General features: G+C 49.4%; 9 protein-coding genes and 1 tRNA gene. 3 read left to right on the top strand and 7 right to left on the bottom strand.

Translation table 11 applies throughout. The annotated features are described in order from the left end of the window. The 7 genes from V2I46_00670 to V2I46_00640 all read right to left on the bottom strand — a co-directional run. A partial coding sequence (locus V2I46_00670; GenBank protein MEE4175998.1) for a histidine kinase occupies positions 1-1,773 on the bottom strand: 1,773 nt, incomplete at its 3' end. A 143-nt stretch (positions 1,774-1,916) separates the two neighbouring features. Beyond that, positions 1,917-4,874, bottom strand: a complete 2,958-nt coding sequence (locus tag V2I46_00665; protein MEE4175997.1) for a T9SS type A sorting domain-containing protein — start codon at positions 4,872-4,874, stop codon at positions 1,917-1,919. A gap of 361 nt (positions 4,875-5,235) precedes the next feature. Continuing rightward, complete coding sequence (locus tag V2I46_00660; GenBank protein MEE4175996.1) at positions 5,236-7,224, bottom strand: T9SS type A sorting domain-containing protein; 1,989 nt, start codon at positions 7,222-7,224, stop codon at positions 5,236-5,238. Between the two features lie 5 nt (positions 7,225-7,229). Next, the gene (locus V2I46_00655) at positions 7,230-8,261 is read right to left on the bottom strand and encodes a hypothetical protein (protein ID MEE4175995.1); all 1,032 of its coding nucleotides are present in this window, start codon (positions 8,259-8,261) and stop codon (positions 7,230-7,232) included. Positions 8,262-8,304: 43 nt separating this feature from the next. After that, positions 8,305-10,287 (bottom strand): T9SS type A sorting domain-containing protein, encoded by a 1,983-nt coding sequence (locus V2I46_00650; protein MEE4175994.1) that lies wholly within the window; start codon positions 10,285-10,287, stop codon positions 8,305-8,307. A 5-nt stretch (positions 10,288-10,292) separates the two neighbouring features. Then, the gene (locus V2I46_00645; protein ID MEE4175993.1) at positions 10,293-11,312 is read right to left on the bottom strand and encodes a right-handed parallel beta-helix repeat-containing protein; all 1,020 of its coding nucleotides are present in this window, start codon (positions 11,310-11,312) and stop codon (positions 10,293-10,295) included. A gap of 591 nt (positions 11,313-11,903) precedes the next feature. Beyond that, positions 11,904-11,974: transfer RNA gene (locus tag V2I46_00640), tRNA-Gln, on the bottom strand. 265 nt (positions 11,975-12,239) lie between these two features. On the opposite strand from V2I46_00640, the gene V2I46_00635 reads away from it, so the two are divergent. The 3 genes from V2I46_00635 to nusA all read left to right on the top strand — a co-directional run bounded on the left by V2I46_00635 (position 12,240) and on the right by nusA (position 17,242). Beyond that, a complete protein-coding gene (locus tag V2I46_00635; GenBank protein MEE4175992.1) occupies positions 12,240-15,320 on the top strand; it encodes a DUF2723 domain-containing protein in 3,081 nt (1,026 codons plus the stop codon). 172 nt (positions 15,321-15,492) lie between these two features. Continuing rightward, positions 15,493-15,963 (top strand): ribosome assembly cofactor RimP, encoded by a 471-nt coding sequence (rimP, locus tag V2I46_00630; protein ID MEE4175991.1) that lies wholly within the window; start codon positions 15,493-15,495, stop codon positions 15,961-15,963. 43 nt (positions 15,964-16,006) lie between these two features. Beyond that, positions 16,007-17,242 (top strand): transcription termination factor NusA, encoded by a 1,236-nt coding sequence (nusA, locus tag V2I46_00625; protein ID MEE4175990.1) that lies wholly within the window; start codon positions 16,007-16,009, stop codon positions 17,240-17,242. Positions 17,243-17,303 lie beyond the last annotated feature (61 nt).

The following is a 17,303-nucleotide window of genomic DNA, read 5'->3' as shown; positions in this document are numbered from 1 at the left end:
TTCTGCATGGGTCTGGATGATCATTTTGGGGATCTGCTGCTCCATATCCACCCCCTCGGCCAACTCGATGGAAAAGCTGAAGGCATCCCCGAAACGCGCCTTTTCCAGCTCCAGGTAATCGCGGCAGAAATCCAGCTCTTCCCTGAGGCTGCGCAGAGGGGCATCAGCCGAAAGCAACAATGAACGGTAGAGCCGCGAAAAGCGCTTGATATTTTCATGGGCCTTCTCGTTCTCGTTATGGCTGACCAGGTAGAGGATGGCATTCATCGCATTAATCGTGAAATGCGGATCCAGCTGGTTCTTTACCAGGCTGAGCTGCAGCTCGGTGATTTTCTTCTCGGTGTCAAGCCGGCGCTGAAACTGCTTTTGCTGTGCCTTCCGGGTGGCCACAGCAAAACCAATCATCCCAGCATAGATTAGCAGGAAATACAGAAAGTTCAGATAATAAGCAGGGTTAGGGCCGTAATTGAATAAATAATAATCTTGCCCTAATTGATAACTGATTTGGGGTGGGGAAGTGGTAGATTCTTTAATTGATATCAGGTTTGGGTTTCCTGAACTCCAGGGTGTCTCAGCAACTGCTGGATTTTTCATCCCTTCACGAAAAACAAAGATTTTAAAGTCGTTAGAACTTAGGGTGATTGCTTCATTTTTTCCATCCCCTTCTAAATCATATTGTCCTGCCAAACCCATATGGGATGAAGAAATTTGCTTAAGCTCATTGGTCGGATAATCATAAATCCAGCTTCCTTCCAGGGGGTTTGAAAATATGATGATGGGTTTTCCTTTTTGATCGTGTAAAACAAAAAAAGAACCCACTTTCATTCCAACATCTTTTATTTCTAATACCTCTCCTCCTGGAGTAAATGAATATATTTTTGCGTTTCCATCCTTATGTCTGTCTATTAAAAGGCTCTTAAACGCTCTCTTTTCTTCTTCAAAGAGCATTGAATATAGAAAATAGGTGCTCCCTGGTATTTCAACAGGTTCAAACAAAAACTCCAGCTTATGGTCGAGCACCATAATCCAGTTGCTGTAGTCGTGGTATTTTGCCAGTGAAGGGGAAACATTGGCAGATGCCTGACCTGAGAGCATAATCTCCTTTTTCCCGTCTCCAGTGATATCGGCTTGTAAAATGCCGTTAATGTTGTAATACGAGTCTGGTGAACGGACCAGTGAATCCTGATCAATATAATACGCGAAAACATTCCTGGGAAATCGTGAAAACCCACTGCCCAACCCAAAGATCAGTTCTTTCTTGCCATCGCCGTTGAGGTCATTCATTTCTGCTGGTAAAATGAAGGGGTCTGGTTTATCCATTCCGGCTCCTGTTTCGGTAATAAAACGGTCTTGAATAGTCAGTAAGGGATCGTTGAGATCATGGATGGAGTGAAGGAAAATGCTGTCATTTTTTATGGTAAATAAAAACAGTTCTTTCTTCCCGCATTGGTCATAGTCTCCCGAAATAGCTAAAACTTTTTTTTGACTAAAATCAATACTTCCAAGAATGTTCCATTGATTGTAGAGGGTTTCATTGTGATCATAAATGGCAATCCAGGAATGAAAAAAATTATCCTTCATGTAGATCCTTTCAGAATTTCCGTCCATAGTCAGGTCATCATACCATTCGTAGGTGTCCTGAGCCATTTTCCTTGTCTGCTCCACCTCAAGTAAATACCGGTCGTAATTAAAGGGCAGGAAGAGGATGAGGATGATGGTGGGCAGGATGGGCAGCACGAAGGGATTCAGCAGGAGATGCAGCAGTTTCTTCATGCCCTTTAATTGTTTTTGCCTTTTGGATGGTCAGAAGGGAAATTAATTTATTGCTAAAATAATAAAAAGTTGAACTGGCAGATAAAAAAGGGGGTGGCAATTGAAATTATTGTCACCCCCTTTTTTCAAGCCTGTCTGCCAGGTCATTCAATGATAAGTTTTTCTGCCAGGTTTAGAGTTTCTCCCCGGATGACCAGGAGGTAGATTCCTGCAGATAATTTATTGGTATTAAAAGTCATCCTGATCTTGCCCGGTTCCTCAATGATTTGCTGATCAACGATCTGCCCCTGAAGGTTTAGCAGTTGAACTTGCAGGGGGGTCCCGTTTGGTGAATCGAATTCAATCCAGACCCTGTCCCAGGCCGGATTGGGGAAAACCCTGAGCGCGTTTTCTGGAGGTTCTTCAATTGCGCTTTGGGAGGCGGGATAATTATGCTCCCAAGGCCCCAGTTGCCATTGCAGGTAAGGATAGGTGGTGTTCTCCTGAATGGCCCAGGTGTCCTCAAAATCCCAATTCTCGAAAGTGGCCTCCTGGGTCATAGCGGCTGTAGTTTTTGGGGTGCCCCCATAAGAAGAGCTCTGCATACTTGTTTCGGTGTCCCAGTAAGAGTAGTATCCGTCAGTCGCAAAGGATTCACCTATCAAGCCCCCTGCAATATTGCCTGATACCTCCCCGGTGGAATAACACAGAGCAAAGGTGGAATTTTGTATGCTACCCACCAGTCCGCCAACAAAATTGTTACCTTCCACATTTCCGGTGGCATAGCTCCCAAAGACGAAACTGAAAGCGTTAACGCCCCCGATTAAGCCTCCAGAATAATCGGATCCAGACACATTGCCCGATGAAAAACAAGAAAGCACCTCACTTTCGTTAAGCCGGCCAACCAGCCCCCCGGCTTGTTGATTGCTGGCTTCATTCTGAATGACGTCCATAGCAGCAAAAGAACTCTCTAGATAGGAATAGTTGGTGGCGGTTCCAACCAATCCGCCCAAAATATTTTCTCCAAGCACCTGACCTGTTGAATAACATTGATAAATATCGCAATTTGACGAAAACCCTGTCAGCGCACCGGTGTAGCTGTTGCCCGTAATATTGACGTTTTCAAGGGCTATATTCCATAGGTTCGTATCCTGGATAGCTCCAAAAAGGCCAATAAAGTCTTTTTCGGGACGATTGATGGTCAGATTGCTGATTTTGAAGCCGTTCCCATCGTAGTATAAAGTCGCCCTTTGATCATTATCTCCAATGGGCAGCCACCCTTCACCATCTTTCCAGGCCGAAACACCCAGGTCAATATCGGCAGTTTGCATGAATACTTTATAGGGGTAAATCCTGACAGTATAAAGTTCGTCTGGGGAATCCACCAGAAATGGGTTGTCATAGGAGCCATCGCCTGCGCTAAATCCGGGGTTTGCGAAAGTGGAAATTACCAGTGTAGGGTCACTCTCATCTTCCCCATACTGAGCCGTAAGGGAATAGGAGTAATATAAAAAATTCTCCAGGCCCTGATCGAGATAAACCGTTGTCTCAACGCCAAGGGTCTGATACAATTCCTCGTTGCGGTAAAGATTTATTGCGCTTGGGTTGCCCAGCGAAGGTGAAATCCAGGTAAGTTTGATTTCATGATCGTATGGAACGGCCGAGAAGTTTGAAGGGGATAAAAAGGAAGGTGGGTAGTTAAACCATGCCGGCTCATTTTGAATCTGCAGGTAAGCGTAAGTTTCTCCCGGGGTAATACTCCAGATATTCGTGAAGTCCCAGGCAGTATAAGTGTTTTGCTGCAACAGCTCAGCGGTGTTTTTTGGGGTCCCTCCATATGAAATGGCTTGGTTGCTGGTTTCGATGTTCCAGTAGCTGTTGTTCGAGGTCAAATCATATCCTCCGCCAATTAAGCCCCCAGTGTCGAAAACACCGCTTACCATTCCTGTTGAATAACTGTTATTTACCTGGCAATAGTTACCTGTCCAGCCTGCCAAACCACCCACAAAACTGCTCCCTGAAACATTTCCGGTAGCGTAGCAATTAAAAATAACCGAGTTTTCTTCGATGGCTCCTGTTAAACCTCCTATTGAATAGCCACTGGACTGAATGTTGGCAATGGAGTACGAATTGAAGATTTGAGTTTGATTTGCCACCCCTGTTAAGCCTCCCGCCCAGTTCGTCTCTATGCTGATTTCTCCTGATGTGGAGCAATTCATAATCTGAGTGGCTATTGTATAGCCACAAAGAATACCCCCAAAGCTTTGGCCTGTAATAGTGGCACTTTCAATAGAAACATTCATTAGTAAACCTTCAACAACGAACCCAAAAAGTCCCAGGTATAAATTCTGAGGCTGGTTGATTGTCATATTGCTTATTGTGAAGCCGTTTCCATTGAATGAACCCCTGAATGGCTCATAGTCATTCCCGATAGAGATCCAGCCTCCCCCTTCATTCCAGGGGGAAACACCCAAATCAATGTCGGCAATTTGTTTGTAGTGAGCCAGGGGGAAATACCTTACAGAATTTAAATGTTCAGGGGTAGCCACCTGAAAAGGATTTTCAGGAGAGCCATCACCCCCTGCAAAACTCACAAGGTTTCCCCAAACATTGTTAATTGTTGCAGGGCCCGCAATGAGGACCTCCCTGTTGGGGTCTCCCGCCCATTCTCCAAGATTCCAGGTGGGATCATCCTGCACCAGGAAGTATTTGTAATACCACAGTCCCTCTTCAATCTCGAAAGTAATGGAATAGAGCAGATTTTTTGCAGGATGTCCTGCACTGGTATCTGTTCCTTCATCCCGCTTGGGAGCCACCGGCTGCAATTCGTAATTGGTGTCAGACCCGGGCATTGGCCAGCCGATGAACGAACCTGAAATGTACACCTGGTGGATCTCAGGGTTAAAGACCACCCCGCCCTCGGCCACGGCGTTGGTCATGTCAACAATGAAAATAACCTCAAAACTTTTATCAGAGCTTTTTCTTTGCTGAACCTGGATGACCCCCGATCCCGAAACCTCCTCCTCGCCGGGAATTATGAGGCATGAATTTGCCTGCTGAGCGTTTGAACTTATGGCCCCTGAAAAAATCAATGCCCCAAAGAGCGCGTAAATGTTTCTCATCGCAAATGATTTTAAAATGAACACAACAAAACGAGAAGAAGGAAACAGGCTAAATGCCTGGAAAAGAAGGGATGGGGGAGGAACCCCTGGGTCATCCTGGTCGGAATCCTTCGGGCAATAGGATAGGGGCCTGATGAAATGTTCAATAAGCAAACCCAGTGGAGCCATGAAAAATCAATATTTGGGAAGGATGGCTCCCCGTTTTCAAATATATAGAAAATATCTGCAATTCAAACAAATGTTTTAAATATTTTTTGTTTTAATATTCAATGAAATTCAGGAAACGATGTGATCTTGCAGATTTGGTATGGCAGCAGAGCCGCGATGTGTCGCAGATCTGCTGCCATCAAGCTATTGCACCCTAATGCCTGACAACCACCTTTTGAGCCACATATGCTTTCTCGCTGCGAATGACCAGTAAGTAAAGCCCTTCAGGCAGGTCAGCAATAGTAAAGCTGGCTTTCACCTTGCCCGACTCATTGATGATGAGTTGATCAACAAGATGCCCCTGCATATTCATCAGCTCAAGGATGACCTCCTTGCCCGAAGCGTAAAACTCAATATGAAGCTGGTCTCTTGCGGGATTGGGAAATACCCTCAGGCTTTGTTCAGTAATATCGCTGATGCCTGTTACATCAAGGAAATGGGCAGTGAGAGTCAGGGGAGCAGCAGGCATGGTAACGGTTGCCGTGGCTTCATCCGGGTCATCCAGGTATTCTGTATCACCTGTCCAGTGCTGAAACACAAAGTTGGTGTTGGGTGTGGCGGTAATCGTAACGGCTTCGCCAAAGGCATACGAGCCTTCACCGGTAAGAGTGCCCCCTTCCGGCGGATCGGCCAGCAGGCTGAGCTGGTTATAGGCCAGGGGCAGGGTGTGAAAACTGGCAGGCCCGGCCCAGGGACTCACTTGTCCGTCGCTGCAGGCTGTGCGCACATAAAAATCGTACAGGGTGGTCTGAAATAAATTTTCAACCGTACTGGGGTTGACCTCAATGCCGGTGCCTACTGTTCCGTCTTCCGTATAATCCATTCCATTGGGCACCCAGAGCAAATCCCAGGAGGTGCCTCCTGATTGTTCGGTCCAGCCAAGGGTAGCGGCGGTTTCCGTCACATCGGAGGCAGTAAGGTCAGTGGGCGGATCACAGGGATTGGCCTGAAGGGCCTCAAAAGTGGCATAATGTACGAAACCCCAGCGGCCGCGGGTGTCGAGGGTCCTGACATACAAGGTGTTGGTGCCAGGCTGAAGCAATTCAGGCTCCACCACGAAGTATTTCATCACGCCCGGGCGGGGGGTGTTCAGCAAAACCTCATTTCCGTTGCCCGGGCCGGGGTCGTTATTTAAGAAGTATTCCATCCGGACCACCTGCGCAACATCTGCCGGGGCGAAAAACTTCATGAAAATTCTGGAAAAGGCAAGCCCCCAATTGCCCTTGTCATCGCGGGTGCGCACATACAGGGTATGCAACCCGGTGGATAGGTCCTCAAGGGGTAGCTCTATCGCCACGGAAATGACTTCACCAGGCTGCATTTCAATGGGGGTGGCCAGACCGAAGCCGGGGTCCTCGTCAAAGAAATACTCCATATGATTCACCTGGTGCACCTGATCATTGGGCAGCAAGTGGATGAAAAAATTCCGGTGAAATGCAAGGCCCCAGCCTCCCCTATCATCTTTGGTGCGCACATACAGGGTATGTATCCCATTTGATAATTCATCCAAAGGCAATTCAACCGCAACGGATGTCACCTCACCCGGAAGTATTTCAATGGGCGTAGCCAATCCAGGACCCGGGTCTTCATCAAAGAAATACTCCAAATCATTCACCTGGGACTCCAGATCTTGTGGAAGGATTTTCACAAGAAAAGTGCGGTAGAACTGCAAGCCCCAGCCGCCCTTATTGTCCTTTGTACGGACATAAAGCGTGTGCAAACCCTCCGGTAAGGTTTCAAGCGGTATTTCAATGGCCGCGGTAACATCAGGCCCAGCTTCGATTTCAATGGGCGTGCCCTGCCCGAAGCCCGGGTCTTCGTCAAAGAAATATTCCATTGCTGAAACCAGGAAATCGGGGTCGAGGGGCATTCGCTGCACCAGGAAGACGCGCTGGAAGGTCTGCGACCAATGACCATTGCTGTCCTTCACCCGGACATACAGGGTTTGAATGCCAAAATCAAGGTCTTCAAGGGGAACGCTGAAATTCATTTCTGTATCTGTTCCTGCTGTTACAGAAATGGGGGTGGCGTTTCCATAGCCGGGGTCCTCGCCAACGAAATACTCCGCCTGGACGATCTGCTGGCCCCAGAGGGGAGACCAGATCATCCAGAGGAAAAACAACAAGAAGGATAACTTTTTCATATCGCTTAGTTTTGCGATTTGGCCTTGATGATCACCGGAAGTCCTGTGAAGGTTGAGCCTGCCGTGGGAACTATGGCCTCATAAATGCGGGGGATGGCCGGCAAGCCTGAAAGCACATAAGGCAGGGGCCCGCCAAACATCCCGCAGTCGATGCCGCCTTCACCGGCACCTATGGCAGGGCCATCAGCCTTTAATTGCCACAACCCGTCAGTACTGTAACTTCCCTGGGTGGGGTAGCCGACAAAAACCGTGCTCATATCCACATTCCCAAAATTTCCCGGGCCATAGTTCCCCCCTGAAACCAAACCTCCTGCCACTAAATTATTGGCAACGTAATTGCCGGTGTTCTGAACACTGAGAACATCTCCACCGTGCTCCTGGTATAAAATATTGTTCTTGATTTGTGAATAAAAAACATTGGATATATAAGCCCTGATCACATTGTTGGAGATGATAGCGCTTGACAGGTTATTTAAGTTAATGGAGTTGTTAACATAATTGTTGGAAATGAGGATATTATTGGCAACAATTGAATTGGATGAAGTTTTAATTTCGTAAGTGTAATTCTGGGTGATTGAAACATTTTCAACATTTGCATCTATAAGGATGTTGTTGTAACCATTTAAATAGAAGGAATTCCTGGAGATGACAACATCTGAAGCCCTGATTCTGAGATTGTTGGTGTTGCCGTCGGGGGTATAAACATATAAACCGTAAATTTCTGTTCCCACTGCGGTTGGCTGGATATAAATGCTCAGGAATCTGGCAAAGATTGGATTTGCATAAGTGGAATCGTTCTCGTTAAGGAAATAACCCGGCCCGATGATGATCAGCTTTTTGGAAATGGTAATGTTGCCATAATGGGATTCATTGCCATTGCCCTCCACGTAAATGGTGTCACCGGCCGCAGCCGCATCGTGGGCGGCCTGGAAGGTCGAAAAATCAGCATTTACGTTGGGGTTGTTGTTCAGCCTCCAGCTGGTGGCCCCTGCGCTGAAAAAGCTCAGCATCAAAAAAATGATCGTTAATCTTTTCATTGGTTTTGGTTTTTAGGTGACTTTCAAGCGAATTATTTGGGTTTCAATGTTTGATGACCACCTTGCGGATCAACCGCCATTGTTCGTTGCGAACAATGATCAGGTAAAGTCCATCAGGCAGGGTAGATGTATTGATGCTTGTATTTACCCTTCCCGGCTCGTTGATGATGAGTTGATCAACAATATGCCCTTGGATGTTCATCAGCTGAAGGATAGCCTCCTTTCCCTGGTGAATGAATTCCACCTGTAGCTGATCTCGAGCGGGATTGGGAAATATTCTCAGGCCTTGTCCAATGGCCTCACCGATGCCCGTCACATCCTGGAAATGAGCCGTCAGGGCGATGGGCTGGGCAGGCATAGTGACCGTGGCGGTGGGCTCCTGGGGATCATCCAGGAAATTCGTATCCCCTGTCCAATACTGGAACACAAAATTGGTATTAGGGCTGGCGGTAATGGTGATGGTCTCGCCGTAAGCATAGGAGCCTTCACCTGTGACAGTACCTCCTCCAGGCGGATCAGAGAGCAAGGTCAGGGTGTTGGTGGCCAGGGGCAGGGTGTGAAAACTGGCAGGCCCCGCCCAGGGGCTTACTTGGCCGTCGCTGCAGGCGGTGCGCACGTAAAAATCGTACAGGGTTGTTTGGAACAGATTCTCAACCGTATTGGGGTTGGTCTCAATGCCCGCGGCTACTATCCCGTCTTCGGTATGATCCATCCCGTTAGGCACCCAAAGAAGATCCCAGGAAGTGCCCACGCTTTGTTCTGTCCAGCCCAGTGTGGCGGTGGTTTCGGCCACATCCGTGGCTGTCAGGTCAGTGGGCGGATCACAGGGCGGGGTTTCCAGGGTCTCAAAGGTCGTCTGATACACCAAACCCCAGCGGCCGCGGGTGTCAAGCCCCCTGACATACAGGGTGTTGGTGCCGGGCTGCAATAATGCGGCATCCACTTCAAAGAGCTTCAGAGCGGTTTCCCTTGGCGTATTAAAAGGGATGGGGATTCCGTTGCCAAAGCCGGGATCTTCATTGATGAAATACTCCATACGGTTGACCAGGGGCTCTTCGTCCTGGGTGAAGAATTTCAGGAAGTTCTGCTGGAATACCATCCCCCAGCTGCCCTTGTCGTCCCGGGCCCTGACATACAGGGTGTGGATGCCTTCGGGGAGGTCCTCCAGGGGGAGTTCAAGGTCCAGGGCAATAGCTGCAGCCGGTTCAAAATCCAGCGGCATCCCCTGGCCAAAGCCAGGGTCCTCGTCAAAGAAATACTCCATAGCAGTCAGCTGGTAATGCTGGTCCTGGGGAAAGGGCTGCAGCAGGAAGGTCTGGCTGAACACCAGTCCCCAGCTGCCCTTATCATCGCGGGCCCTGACAAACAGGGTGTGGATGCCGTCGCCCAGAGATTCCAGGGGAAGATCCATGGAAATTTGCACTTCATCCCCTGTTTCAAAGGGTATGGAAATCCCCTGCCCAAAGCCAGGGTCCTCGTCAAAGAAATACTCCACGGCGGTCAATTGGTAATGCTGGTCCTGGGGAAAGGTTTGCATTAGGAAGGTCTGGCTGAACACCAGTCCCCAGCTGCCCTTGTCATCGCGGGCCCTGACAAACAGGGTGTGGATGCCGTCTTCAAGGATTTCCAGGGGAAGGGCCAGGGAAAGTACGGCCTGATCTCCGGGTGGAAGATCCAGGGGGATGCCCTGGCCATAGCCGGGGTCCTCATCAAAGAAATACTCTGCCCGGGTCAGGAGGGAAGGTATCTGGGCCGCTTTCAGGACGAGGACGCTTTGCAGGAAACACTGCGACCATCGGCCATTCTCGTCGCGGGCCCTGACAAACAGGGTGTGCAGGCCCGGTTCCAATGCCTCCAGCGGGATTTCCAGGCTGACCTCCAAATCTTCAGCCGCCACCAGCGCCAGGGGGGTGGCATTGCCAAAGCCCGGATCGGCATCCCAGAAATACTCTGCCCGGGTGACCTGCTGGCCCCAGAGGCTTAAGCCCCACAGCCACAGGCCAAGCAAAATGAAAAACCTTTTCATAGTGCTTAGTTTTGCGATTTGATCTTAATGATCACCGGTAGCCCGGCCGAGGTGGAGCCTGCCGTGGGCACCACCGCCTCATATACCCTGGGCACTGCCGGTAAGCCTGAGAGGATATAAGGAAGTGCGCCCCCAAACATGCCGCAGTCAATTTCTTCCTCGCCGGCACCTGCGGCAGGGCCATCAGGCTTCAATTGCCACCTTTGGTCCCGGCTGTAGTTACCTTGTGAGGGATAGCCCAAAAATACATCAGCCATCGAAACATTGGCAACATTCCCGGGACCATAACTTCCGGTCCCCAGGGCTCCGCTCAAAATATTGTAGCTGATGAAATTCCCGGTGTTTGGGTAGGTAAAAACATCCCCCCCAGACATAGCGAACAAAATGTTATTCTTGATCTGGGAATTGTATGCGTTAAAAATACCAGTTGAAATTACATTATTGGAAATAATTCCATTGGAGGATGGATTCAGGTTGATTCGGTCATGAATATAATTGTTCGAAATAATGAAATTACTGGCTGCAGCAGCGATGTCAATTCTATAGGCAAAGTTTTGAGCAATGGTAACATTCTGGACCACACTGTCAATCCTGATGGCTTCGTAATCGTGAGGATTAAAGAAATTTCTGGCTGCAATGACATTGGATGCCCGGATGGTCAGATAGCGGATATTGTAATCGCCGCTGAAAAGATAAATCCCGTAAATTTCTGTTCCTGGGGCGGTCGATTGAACGGTAATACTCATAAAGCGGGCAAAGTTTCCATTGACATAGGTGGAGTCGTTCTCATCCAGGAAATAACCCGGTCCAATGAGGACCAATTTCTTGGTAATGGTAATTTGGCCATAATGGTTGGCCATTCCGTTTCCCTCCACGAAAATGGTATCGCCGGCGGAAGCCGCTTCCTGGGCTTCGGCAAAGGTGCGGAAATCGGCCTCCACGGCCAGGTTGTTGTTCAGCCGCCAGATGGTGGCGCTGGCGCCCAGGGCGCACAGGCAAAACATAAGGGTGAAAATTTTTTTCATTGCAGATGGTTTTAAGGTTGAGAAACTTAAGGGTCTTTCCAAAAATGTTGCCTTAATCATGGTGACCGCCATGGTTATAGGCCCGGCAAGGCGGGCTCAGGAATTACAGTTGAAGCAACGCCAGCGAACGGAAATAAAAAAAATGTTTTATTATATATGACGGTTGCATACCATACATGATTGAACCGGCGATCCACAATTTTTACCCGGAGGAGGGGATGAAACGGGTAAATTCAAAAGCAATGCTCAAAACCAGTGTTCTGCTTTTATTTACAGAACCAGCGGAGGCTTGGATACTGGAAATAGCCTTTTTCGGCCATAAATATAAAACACTTATTTAAGTTATGCAATAGCTGATGTAATGTTTATGGACAAAAATTTATCCTTGGGAGACAAATAATGATTAATAAAAGAAAGGAGGCTTGGTGGGACTAACGACCTTTCAAACAGGGACCATGCTCGTACTTTAACCGGTGTTTAACCGTTTTAAAACGTCTGAAACCCGACTGAACTACGAGGATGGTATGACCCTGGAAGGACGCAGAAAAGAAAAAGGCCGGCCCATTTTTATGAGCCGGCCTTTTGAGGGTGTTGACCGATCAGGATTCGAACCTGAACAGGCAGAACCAAAATCTGCAGTGCTACCGTTACACCATCGGTCAGTACCTTTTGGATTCGGGTTGCAAAGTTAAAACTATTTTTTTTTCTGACAATTATTTTTTCAGAATTTTATGTGATCTCATACCACGCAGCTGAGGCTTCCGTTACAAGGATATGTACTGTTGAAGTGTTGTATAGCAGGGGGTTGTAAAGAATGTTAAAAAGGGAAATTTTTCCTTTGTTTTTTCATAACTTCGCAAGCGATTTTTGCCGGGCAGTTTTCCGAGTTGCCCGCGCAGCACACTTACCATAAAACCCTTTTCAGAGATGGACGAAAAGTTGTACAAAAAGTTGAACAACTACCTGGCCTGGGCAGTATTTGCCATAGGGGCCACCGTATTGTTTTCGACCGTTGAGCCTACAGCCAGCTTCTGGGATGCCGGCGAGCGCCTTTCGGTTTCCTATAAGCTTCAGATCGCCCACCCCCCGGGCGCCCCGCTTTACCAGATGATGGCCCGCATGTTCTCGCTGCTTTCTTTTGGCGACACCAGCAGGGTGGCCTTCTGGATCAACGCCATGTCGGCAACGGCCGGCGCCCTGACAGTCAGCTTTTTGTTTCGTACCATTACCATCCTGGCCCGTAAACTCATTGCCGATAAAGTGGAAGTGACCCGCGAGAAGGCCATCGCCATTTTTGGCAGCGGCCTGGTGGGGGCCCTGGCACTTACCTTCAGCGATTCGTTCTGGTTTACCGCTGTCGAAGCCGAAGTGTATGTGACCTCCCTGTTCCTGACGGCTTTTGTGTTTTGGTCTATCCTGAAATGGGAGGCTGCGGCACATGAAAAAGATTCGCTGCGATGGCTGCTGCTGATCGCCTTTATCATCGGCCTTTCCATCGGGGTGCATATGCTCAACCTGCTGGCTATCCCTGCCATCGTTTTCGTTTATTATTTCAAGAAGTTCAACCCTACCCCCAAAGGTATTCTCATCACCGCTATCTTATCGCTTCTGTTGGTGGGGTTTATCATGAGTGTGCTGATTCCGGGCCTGCTGACCCTCGACTGGAAATTTGAGAAATTCTTTGTCAACGTGCTGCGCCTGCCGTTCCACTCGGGCACGATCTTTTATTTTGCAGCCGTCGTTGGTGCCATTGCCTATGGTCTGTACTTCACCCATAAGCACAAAAAGGTGGTATGGAACACGGTGATCCTGGCCCTGACTTTCCTGGTGATTGGCTATTCGTCGTATTTCATGCTGGTGGTTCGCTCGAATGCCCAGGTGCCCATCAACGAGAATGCGCCCAAGGATGCCCTGGCCATGAAGGCTTACCTGGGGCGTGAGCAATACGGATCGTGGCCGCTGCTGAAAGGCCCCTATTACAACTCGCCCCTGATCGATGCGGTAGATGGCAAGCCGGTATACGGCAAGAACAAGGAAACCAAACGATACGAAATTATCAATGCGCGCATTGGCCTCGAACCGGTTTATCATCCCGACTTTGTCACCCTGTTTCCCAGGATGCACAGCAACCAGCAGTCCATTCACATCAGCGGTTATGAGAGCTGGGGCAACGTGAAAGGACGGCCCATACGCTTTACGGGCCCCGACGGGCAGAGCCGCACCATCAATAAGCCCACCTTTGGTGAGAACCTCCGTTTCTTTTTCTCCTATCAGCTGGGTCATATGTACTGGCGTTATTTTTTATGGAATTTCGCCGGCAGGCAAAACGACATCCAGGGCCACGGCAGCCCGGTGGAAGGCAACTGGCTCAGCGGCATCCGCTTCCTGGATGAGGCACGCCTGGGTCCGCAGGACAACCTTCCTGAAAGCATGACCTCAAACCGCGGCTTCAACCGCTATTTTATGCTGCCCCTATTGCTGGGGATCTTTGGCATGCTTTACCAGCTTCGCCGCCGGCCCGGTGACACCCTGGTGGTGGCCCTGCTGTTCTTTATGACGGGTTTGGCCATTGTCATTTACCTCAACCAAACGCCTTACCAGCCCAGGGAACGCGACTATTCGTACATCGGCTCGTTTTATGCCTTCTCCATCTGGGTGGGGCTGGGCGTGATGAGCCTTTACAACTTCTTTGCCAAGAAGCTGAATGGCAAGATTGCCGGGGTGCTGGCCATTGTTCTTGCCCTGCTGATGGCCCCTGCCCTGATGGCTAAAGAGAACTGGGACGATCACGACCGCTCGCACCGTTACCTGGTCAGCGATGTGGCCAAAAACTACCTGGAGTCGTGCGCCCCCAATGCCATCATCTTTACCAATGGCGACAACGACACCTTCCCGCTGTGGTATGCCCAGGAGGTGGAAGGCGTTAGGCTGGACGTGAAGGTGGTGAACCTGAGCCTGTTTAATACCGACTGGTATATCAATAACATGATGCGGCGCAAGACCTATGACGCCGAACCCCTGCCCCTGAGCATGGAACCCAGGCAATACCGGGACGGGACGCGCGACTATGTGTATATGGTCGATAACCCGAACCTGGAAGGCTTCCAGGACCTGCGCAGCGTAGTGAATTTTGTGGCCAGCGATGATCAGCGCACGCGCATCAGGACTTCGCGTGGTTCGGAGGATTATTTCCCCACCAAAAGGTTCCGGCTGCCTGTTGATTCGGCCAAAGTAGTCGCTAATGGCACGGTGGCCCCTGAGGATGCGCACCTGATCGTGCCTTACGTGGAGTGGACCATGGATCAGACGGGCCTGCAGAAAAGCCATATGATGGTCCTCGACTTCCTGGCCACCAACAACTGGGAACGCCCGGTATATTTTGCCATCACCACCGGTGGTGATTCGTATATGGGGCTTGAGGAGTATTTCCAGCTGGATGGTATGGCTTACCGCCTGGTGCCTATCCGCACTGCCGATGTGGAAGAGCAGCCCGGCCGGATTAACACCCGCATCCTTTACGACAACATCATGAACAAGTTCGTCTGGGGCAATATCAACGATCCCAGGGTCTATCTGAACGAAGACCACCGGAGGCTGACCGTGAACTTCCGCAACATCATGCAGCGGCTGGCCCACGCCCTGATCGACGAGGGCAAGGTCGATTCGGCGGTGGTGGTGCTCGATAAGGCCATGGAGATCATGCCCGAGTCGCAGGTACCCTATAATTATTTCAACCTGCTGATTGCCGAGGCTTATTATCGGGCCGGCGAGCTGGAAAAGGCGAAAGCCATTGCTGAACGCATGCTGGAGTTGTATGGACAGGATCTGAGGCATTACTTCTCATTTACCGGTCCCCGGGCTACTTTCCTCGATCGCAACAAGCAGGAGGCCCTGGCCCTTGTACAACGCATTCAGTTCCTGGCGGGTGAATACGAGCAGGATGCCCTTGCCGGGGAAGCAAAGGAAACGTTTGAAACCTATTACCAGCTTTTCCTGCAGGGTTATTAAAACAAAACACAAAAAAGGAAAACATCCCTGTTTAAGCATTGCCTAATGCGCTAAAAAACAGGGATGTTTTTTTATTTATTGGAAAAAAAGTATTACTTTTGCGCAGAATATTGCAAAACGCCAATTTGTTGAGGGGGCAATTAAGTCCCCTCTTTCATTGGAAGCCATTGATATGATAGACGGCAAACAGATAGAAAGCATCGTAAACGAATACCTGGAAGGCACGGATAAGTTCCTGGTAAGCGTAAACGTGCGTCCCGGCAACCGGGTGCTGGTGCTGCTCGACGGGGAAAAAGGCATTCAAGTTGCCGATTGTGCCCTGCTAAGCAAGCACATCGAGTCGTTCTTTGACCGCGATACCGAAGACTTTGACCTGGAAGTGTCGTCGGTGGGGGTGGGATCACCCCTGAAAATGAAGCGTCAGTATCATATCAATGTAGGCAGGCAAATCATGGTGATGGGCCACGATCTGAGGAAGACCCGGGGCAAGCTGGTGGAAGTGCTCGATGAGGGCATCCGCATCGAGAAGGAAGCCACAAAGAAAAAGCCCAAAAAAGGGGAGCCCCTGGAAGACCCTATCGCCTATTTCGCTTTCAATGACATCAGGGAAGCCCGGATACAGGTTTCGTTCAGCAAGGAATAACAGGAAAAAAACACAGGTTTAACAAGTAATTGACCGCAAGCATATGGAAAGTATAAATTTGGTTGAGTCGTTTTCCGAGTTTAAGGAGTTTAAGAACATAGACCGCTCTACCATGATGTTGATCCTTGAGGATGTTTTCAAAAACATGCTTATGAAGAAATATGGATCGGCAGATAATTTTGACATCATCGTAAACATTGACAAGGGTGACCTTGAAGTATGGCACAACCGGGTGATTGTAGAGGACGGTGAGGTGGAAGACCCCAGCGCCGAGATCGCCTATTCGGAAGCCATCAAGATCGAGCCCGACTTCGAGATCGGTGAAGAGGTGTCTGAACCTGTTAAGATGGCTGACTTCGGCCGCCGCGAGATCCTGGCCATCCGTCAGAACCTGGCTTCCAAGATTCTTGAACTGGAGAAAGACAGCGTTTACAAGAAATACCAGGAACGGGTGGGTGACCTTGTCACTGCCGAGGTTTACCAGGTATGGAAAAAAGAGATCCTGGCCCTTGACGATGAAGGCATTGAACTGATCCTTCCCAAGACCGAGCAGATCCCTTCGGATTTCTTCCGTAAGGGCGATTCGGTGCGTGCCGTAGTGTCAAGGGTGGAGATCAAGAACAACAACCCGCTGATTATCCTTTCGCGTACCTCCCCGGTTTTCCTCGAGCGTCTGTTTGAGCAGGAAGTACCGGAAGTGTATGATGGCCTGATTACCATTAAGAAGATCGTCCGTGTGCCCGGTGAAAGGGCCAAAGTGGCCGTGGAATCATACGACGACCGCATCGACCCTGTAGGCGCCTGTGTGGGGATGAAAGGTTCAAGAATACATGGCATCGTTCGCGAATTGCGCAACGAGAACATTGACGTGATCAACTTCACCAATAACCCCAACCTGTACATTACCCGTGCCCTGAGCCCCGCCAAGATCAATTCGATCACCCTCGATGACAAGAACAAGCGGGCAGAGGTTTTCCTCAAGCCCGATCAGGTATCGCTGGCTATCGGGAAAGGTGGCTTCAACATTAAGCTGGCCGGATTGCTTACGGGTTATGAGATCGATGTGTACCGCGATACGGATGTTGAAACCGAGGATGTTGACCTGATGGAATTCAATGACGAGATCGAACAGTGGGTCATTGATGAATTTAAGAATATTGGCTGCGATACCGCCAAGAGTGTGCTCAATCTGAGCGTGGAAGACCTGGTGAAGCGTACTGACCTGGAAGAGGAGACCATCCAGGAGGTCATGCGTATACTGAAAGCAGAATTCGAATAAAACCCTTAATTTTGCAAGATTTTTCGCCGGCTCCGAATTTTTTGAAAACCTAAACCTGAAT

The organism is Bacteroides sp., from assembly GCA_036351255.1.
Classification (GTDB): domain Bacteria; phylum Bacteroidota; class Bacteroidia; order Bacteroidales; family UBA7960; genus UBA7960.
This window is presented reverse-complemented; position numbering and strand designations above follow the sequence as displayed.

Bases quoted from the DNA above. Each gene is read 5' to 3' on its own strand.
- rimP (MEE4175991.1), top strand. From the start codon at position 15,493: ATGATAGACGGCAAACAGATAGAAAGCATCGTAAACGAATACCTGGAA.
- V2I46_00635 (MEE4175992.1), top strand. From the start codon at position 12,240: ATGGACGAAAAGTTGTACAAAAAGTTGAACAACTACCTGGCCTGGGCA.
- nusA (MEE4175990.1), top strand. From the start codon at position 16,007: ATGGAAAGTATAAATTTGGTTGAGTCGTTTTCCGAGTTTAAGGAGTTT.
- V2I46_00665 (MEE4175997.1), bottom strand. From the start codon at position 4,874: ATGAGAAACATTTACGCGCTCTTTGGGGCATTGATTTTTTCAGGGGCC.
- V2I46_00650 (MEE4175994.1), bottom strand. From the start codon at position 10,287: ATGAAAAGGTTTTTCATTTTGCTTGGCCTGTGGCTGTGGGGCTTAAGC.
- V2I46_00655 (MEE4175995.1), bottom strand. From the start codon at position 8,261: ATGAAAAGATTAACGATCATTTTTTTGATGCTGAGCTTTTTCAGCGCA.
- V2I46_00660 (MEE4175996.1), bottom strand. From the start codon at position 7,224: ATGAAAAAGTTATCCTTCTTGTTGTTTTTCCTCTGGATGATCTGGTCT.
- V2I46_00645 (MEE4175993.1), bottom strand. From the start codon at position 11,312: ATGAAAAAAATTTTCACCCTTATGTTTTGCCTGTGCGCCCTGGGCGCC.